We start from the raw sequence: 5,609 nt of genomic DNA, 5'->3' as shown, positions 1-5,609 counted from the left end.
TCGATCCGGCGCTCGGCGACGCTGGTGACCGGCGGGGCGGGGGCGCAGGCCGACAGCGCGGCCAGCATGGCGGCGACCCGGAGGAGACGGCGGGGCAGGGCGGCCATGATGCGGGTCACGTCCGGGTGTACTTCATGAAGTCGGTCGCGACCGCGATCCGGTCGTAGAGCTGCCGCGCCGTCGCGTTGCCGGTCTGCGTCAGCCAGTAGACCGAAGGCCGCCCGGCGCGGTCCGCGTCGGCATGGACCGTCTCGATCAGCCTGCGCCCGACGCCCCGCCCGCGCACCGACGGATCGGCATAGAGGTCGTGGAGATAGGTCACGGGCGCCTCCTGCCAGCCATGGGAATGCACGATGACATGGACGAGGCCGACCGCACCCCGGCCGGTCCGCGCGATCCAGCCCAGCATGTCCGTGCGCGCGGGATCGGTGTAACGGGCGAAGGTCGTCTCGAAGACGCTCCCGGGCCGCTCGGTGCGGTAGAAGGCGAGGTAGTCGCGCCAGAGCCGCGCCCACTCGTCGCGATCCCCCTCTCCGAGGGGGCGGATCTCGATGTCGTCACTCAATCCGCAACCTGCCCGGACCCGCTGGGCCCGCCTCTCGATCGTTTCGCGAACTCTTACGGCCCGCCTTATCGACGCAGTTTGGCATCATTCCGTGAACAAGGCAGCCTTTTCCCGGCCATGGCCCGCCAGAAATGCGGCCGGGTGTGGCCGGCGCGTCGGGATCAGCGCTGCCGCCGCGCCATGAAGGCGAGCCGCTCGAACAGCGCCACGTCCTGCTCGTTCTTCAGGAGCGCGCCGTGGAGCTTCGGCAGCGCGCTCGCCCCGTCGCGGCGCAGGTCCTCGGGGCTCAGATCCTCGGCCAGCAGCAGCTTCAGCCAGTCCAGCACCTCCGAGGTCGAGGGCTTCTTCTTCAGCCCCTGCTGCTCGCGGATCTCGTAGAACTGCGTCAGCGCCGTGGCCAGGAGCTGCTGCCTGATGCCGGGGAAATGCACCTCGACGATGGCCTTCATCGTCTCGAGGTCCGGGAAGCGGATGTAGTGGAAGAAGCAGCGCCTGAGGAAGGCGTCCGGCAACTCCTTCTCGTTGTTCGAGGTGATGATGACGATGGGCCGCGTGCGGGCCCGGATCGTCTCGCCGGTCTCGTAGACGAAGAACTCCATCCGGTCGAGCTCCTGCAGGAGGTCGTTGGGGAACTCGATGTCGGCCTTGTCGATCTCGTCGATCAGCAGGACGGACTTGCCCTCCGATTCGAAGGCCTGCCAGAGCTTGCCCTTGCGGATGTAGTTGCGGACGTCGTGCACCCGCTCGTCGCCGAGCTGGCTGTCCCTGAGCCGGCTGACCGCGTCGTATTCGTAGAGGCCCTGCTGCGCGCGCGTCGTCGATTTCACGTGCCATTCGAGGATCGGCAGCCCGAGCGCGCGGGCGACCTGCCGGGCCAGCTCGGTCTTGCCGGTGCCCGGCTCCCCCTTCACCAGAAGCGGCCGCTCGAGCGTCACCGCGGCGTTCACGGCCACCGTCAGGTCGTCGGTGGCGACGTAGTCGGACGTGCCTTCGAAGCGCATCTCTGGCCTCCCAGTCGAACGGCTCGACCCGACCTAGGCCCGGGCCGCTCCGAAGTCCAGCCTCGCGCGCCAAGCGCCTGTTTTTCAAGTGTCCATGCCCGTGGACGATGAGTTTCAAGGCGCTCCGCGCACAAGGGTGGTGACAATCCGGGTCCGGTCTTGTAATCGGGCGCCGGAGACCGGAGGGGATTTCATGCCAGACCCGTTGATCGCAACCGGCTCCGGTGAGGGGAGCAACATGAAAGCCGAAGTCTTTCTGCCTGAGGACTACCGTCCCGCCGAGGACGAACCGTTCATGAAGGAGCGACAGCTCGAGTATTTCCGCCGCAAGCTCCTCTCCTGGAAGCACGACCTCCTCGAGGAGAGCCGCCTGACCGTCGAGACGCTGCAGGACGGCACGCGCAACATCCCCGACGTGGCCGACCGCGCCTCGGAGGAGACGGACCGGGCGCTGGAGTTGCGCACCCGCGACCGCCAGCGCAAGCTCATCGCCAAGATCGACTCCGCGCTGCGCCGGATCGAGGAGGGCGAATACGGCTACTGCGAGGTCACCGGCGAGCCGATCTCGCTCAAGCGCCTCGACGCGCGCCCCATCGCCACCATGAGCCTCGAGGCGCAGGAGCGCCACGAGCGCCGCGAGAAGGTCCACCGCGACGACTGATCGCGTGAGGCTGGCAGCGAGGTCCGGCCGCGACGTCTGACCGCGCGCGGCCCGCGCGCCGCGGCGGTATCCGGAGGGCGTCCCAAGGGGGGCGCCCTTTGTCTGTTCAGGGAACGATGCACAGGATGCTTGCAGGCAGGACCGTGACGGTGATCGGCGGCGGGATCGGCGGGCTCGCCGCGTCCCTCGCGCTGGCGCGGCACGGCGCCCCGGTGACGGTGATCGAGCAGGCGCCCGAGCTGACCGAGGTCGGCGCCGGCATCCAGATCGGCCCGAACGGCTGGGTCGTGCTGAAGGCGCTGGGCCTCGACGAAGCGGTCGCCGCCCTCTCGCCGCGCTCCGCCGCCGTCCGGCTCCGCGACTTCCGCCGGGGCGCCGAGGTCTTCGCCCTGCCACTGGCGCGCGCCGACCGGCCCTGCCACTTCGTCCACCGCGCCGACCTCGTCGACGTGCTGGCCGGCGCCGCGCGGGAGGCGGGCGTGACCTTCCGCCTCGGCACCCGCGTCGCGGCCGTCACCCCCGGGGCCGAGGGCACCCGCCTGACCCTCGCCGACGGAACGGAGGAGGACCACGGCCTCGTCATCGCCGCCGACGGCCTCTCCTCGCCCGCCCGCGCCGCCCTCAACCCGAAATCGCGGCCCTGGTTCACCGGCCAGGTGGCCTGGCGCGCGACCCTCCCCGAGGACGGCACGCTCCCGGCCGAGGCGCATGTCTTCATGGGGCCGGGCCGCCACCTCGTCCGCTACCCGCTCCGGGGGCGGGGCGGGCGCCCCCGTCTCGTCAACATCGTCGCCGTCGAGGAACGCGACGCCTGGGCCGCCGAGGGCTGGCACCACACCGACGCGCCCGATACCCTGCGCCGCGCCTTCCGCGACTTCTGCCCCGAGGTGCGCGCGCTCCTCGACCGGGTCGAGACGGTGAACCTCTGGGGCCTCTTCCGCCACCCGGTCGCGCCGGTCTGGGCCGCGGGGCGCCTCGCGCTCCTCGGCGACGCGGCGCACCCGACGCTCCCCTTCCTCGCCCAGGGCGCCAACATGGCGCTCGAGGACGCCTGGGTGCTCGCCCGCGCCCTCGCGACCGATCCGGAGGAGGCCGCGGCGCTCGCCGCCTACGCGAGCCTCCGCCGCCCGCGCTGCGCCCGCATCGTCGCCGCCGCCGAGGCGAACGCCACGAACTACCACCTGCGCCCGGGCCCGCTGCGCGTCGCCGCCCACACCGCGCTCCGCCTCGCCGCCCGCACCGCGCCGCATCTCGTCACCGGCCGCTACGACTGGCTCCACGGCCACGACGTCACCCGCGCCTGAGCCCGGCCGCGCCCTTCATCTTTCCTCAAATACCGCTCGGGGGAGCGCGAGGGGGCAGACGGCCCCCTCGCACGGGTCGGCCGCGCAGCGGACGAAACCCCGTCAGTCGAGCGAATAGGGCGGCATCTGCCGGAACGCCTCCCTGAGCGCCTCGCCCCAGCCCGAGGAGATCGTCTCGAAATAGGCGTCGTCCCGCTCGATCCGGCGCAGGAGCCCGTGGCGGAACCCGTCCGCCTCGTAGATGTGCAGGTCGAGCGGCAGGCCGACCGAGAGATTGGCCTTGATGGTCGAATCGAAGCTCAGCATCAGGAGCTTCACCGCGTCCTCGAAGCTCATGTCCGGGTCGTAGGCGCGCACCAGGATCGGCTTGCCGTATTTCGTCTCGCCGATCTGGAAGAAGGGCGTGTCGCGGCTCGCCTCGATGAAGTTGCCCTCGGGATAGATCATGAAGAGGCGCGGCTCGCCGCCCCGCACCTGCCCGCCCAGGATCAGCGTCGCCGAGAAGGGGCTGTCGGCCTGCGGCCCGTCGCGCCCCGATTGCTGCGAGATCACCTCGCGCAGCGTCTCGCCCACCAGCCGCGCCACCTGGAACATCGAGGGCGCCTCGAGGATCGACGGCGCGCCGCGTTCCTCCGCCGGTTTCGCGCGCTCGTTCAGCAGGCTCACCACGGCCTGCGTCGTGGCGAGGTTGCCCGCCGTCATCAGCGTGACCGAGCGCTCGCCCTCCGCCTCCCAGAGGAACATCTTGCGGAAGACCGAGATGTTGTCGACGCCCGCGTTGGTGCGGGTGTCCGACATGAGCACCAGCCCGCGATTGAGCTTCAGCCCCACGCAATAGGTCATGTTTTCCCTGCCCCGAGTCCCCGGCCCGTCGTCCCCGCCAAGACCTACTGCTGCTGCACCTGGATGTCGATGGACAAGGCCTCGCCCCCCTGGCCGAAGCGCAGCCCCGAGACCGGCGCCGCCTCGCGGTAGTCGAGGCCCGTGGCCACGCGCACGTAGCGGGCGTCGGGCGAGATCCCGTTCGAGATGTCGAAGCCGACCCAGCCCACGCCGTCCACATGCGCCTCGGCCCAGGCGTGGCTCGCGTCCTGGTGGATGCGGTCCTCCATCATCAGGTAGCCCGAGACGTAGCGCGCGGGGTATCCCATGGACCGCGCGGCGGCGACGAAGATGTGCGCGTGGTCCTGGCAGACGCCGCGCCCGTGATCCACCGCTTCCTCGGCGGTGGTGGCGGCATGGGTCGTCCCCGTCTCCCAGGGCACTTCCGCCAGGATGCGCGCGGACAGCGCGTGGAGCCGCGGGATGTCGGCCTCCTCCTCCTCGCGCAGGCCCTTCGCGAGGCGGCGCACGTTCTGCCCCGCCCGCGTCAGCTCCGTGGACCGGCGGAAGAACCACAGCGGCGCGAAGCCCGCGTGCTTGCCCACGACGCCGTGCAGGTCCGCCGTCTCCACCTCGCCCTCGCAATGAACGACGATCGAGGTCGCCTGCGGGTCGAAGGAGATGAGCGTCACGCGGTTCTGGTGGTGGTCGTTGAACTCCGTCTGCCTCGTGCCGCCCTCGATCTGCATGTCCCAGGACACCACGGCCTGACCCGTCCGGCTCTTGGGGATCAGCCTGAGCTGCTGGAGCCCGTAGGGCACCGGCTGGTCGAAGTGATAGGTCGTGGTGTGCAGGATCCTGAGGCGCATGTTCGGTCAACCGAGGAACCGGTAGTCCTTTTCGATCTGGTGCCCCAGCCGGGCGATGTCGGTAAGGAAGTCGGTGATGAACTCGTGCAGACCGTCCTCGAAGACGCGCTCGATGGTCAAGCCGTCGAGCCGCGCCTTGATGACCTCGATCTGGTCGTGGCTCGGATGGCGCACGCCGTAGCCGCTGCCGATATAGGAGAGGTTGGTCGAGATCTTCGAGACCGAGAAGCGCAGCGAGCGCGGCATCCGCCCGTCGAAGATGAGGAAGTCCGCGATGCCCATGGGGCTCGATTCCCCTTGCGTGATCCACCGATAGGCGCGCTGGCCCGCGACCGAGCGCAGGATCGTCTCCCACTGGACGTTGTCTAGGGAGGAGCCGATCTGGCT

Annotated in this window: 7 protein-coding genes; 2 read left to right on the top strand and 5 right to left on the bottom strand. The window is 70.3% G+C overall.

Annotated elements, in window-relative coordinates; translation table 11 throughout:
* Window positions 1-115: 115 nt before the first annotated feature.
* Together ACTS11_RS03640 and ACTS11_RS03635 are read right to left on the bottom strand one after the other, a co-directional pair.
* Window positions 116-565, bottom strand: a complete 450-nt coding sequence (locus tag ACTS11_RS03640; protein WP_442638982.1) for a GNAT family N-acetyltransferase — start codon at window positions 563-565, stop codon at window positions 116-118.
* Between the two features lie 161 nt (window positions 566-726).
* Window positions 727-1,566 carry an AAA family ATPase gene (locus ACTS11_RS03635; RefSeq protein WP_442638981.1) on the bottom strand — a complete coding sequence of 280 codons (840 nt, stop codon included), beginning with the start codon at window positions 1,564-1,566 and terminating at the stop codon, window positions 727-729.
* 238 nt (window positions 1,567-1,804) lie between these two features.
* Between ACTS11_RS03635 and dksA the strand changes: the two genes are divergently transcribed.
* Together dksA and ACTS11_RS03625 are read left to right on the top strand one after the other, a co-directional pair.
* Window positions 1,805-2,227: an RNA polymerase-binding protein DksA gene (gene dksA, locus ACTS11_RS03630; RefSeq protein WP_442638980.1), complete on the top strand. Its 423-nt coding sequence runs from the start codon at window positions 1,805-1,807 to the stop codon at window positions 2,225-2,227.
* A gap of 125 nt (window positions 2,228-2,352) precedes the next feature.
* Window positions 2,353-3,531: an FAD-dependent monooxygenase gene (locus tag ACTS11_RS03625; RefSeq protein ID WP_442638979.1), complete on the top strand. Its 1,179-nt coding sequence runs from the start codon at window positions 2,353-2,355 to the stop codon at window positions 3,529-3,531.
* 102 nt (window positions 3,532-3,633) lie between these two features.
* Here the strand turns inward: ACTS11_RS03625 and ACTS11_RS03620 are convergent, their stop codons facing one another.
* The 3 genes from ACTS11_RS03620 to ACTS11_RS03610 all read right to left on the bottom strand — a co-directional run.
* The gene (locus ACTS11_RS03620) at window positions 3,634-4,374 is read right to left on the bottom strand and encodes a peptidase (RefSeq protein ID WP_442638978.1); all 741 of its coding nucleotides are present in this window, start codon (window positions 4,372-4,374) and stop codon (window positions 3,634-3,636) included.
* 44 nt (window positions 4,375-4,418) lie between these two features.
* A complete protein-coding gene (locus ACTS11_RS03615; protein WP_442638977.1) occupies window positions 4,419-5,222 on the bottom strand; it encodes a transglutaminase family protein in 804 nt (267 codons plus the stop codon).
* Window positions 5,223-5,228: 6 nt separating this feature from the next.
* Window positions 5,229-5,609: alpha-E domain-containing protein (locus tag ACTS11_RS03610; RefSeq protein WP_442638976.1), on the bottom strand; the 381-nt coding region annotated here is incomplete at its 5' end.

The sequence above is a fragment of the Roseicyclus sp. genome, from assembly GCF_052168335.1.
Taxonomy (GTDB): domain Bacteria; phylum Pseudomonadota; class Alphaproteobacteria; order Rhodobacterales; family Rhodobacteraceae; genus Roseibacterium.
The sequence above is the reverse complement of the archived record's forward strand: the minus strand, read 5'-3'. Positions and strand labels throughout refer to the sequence as shown.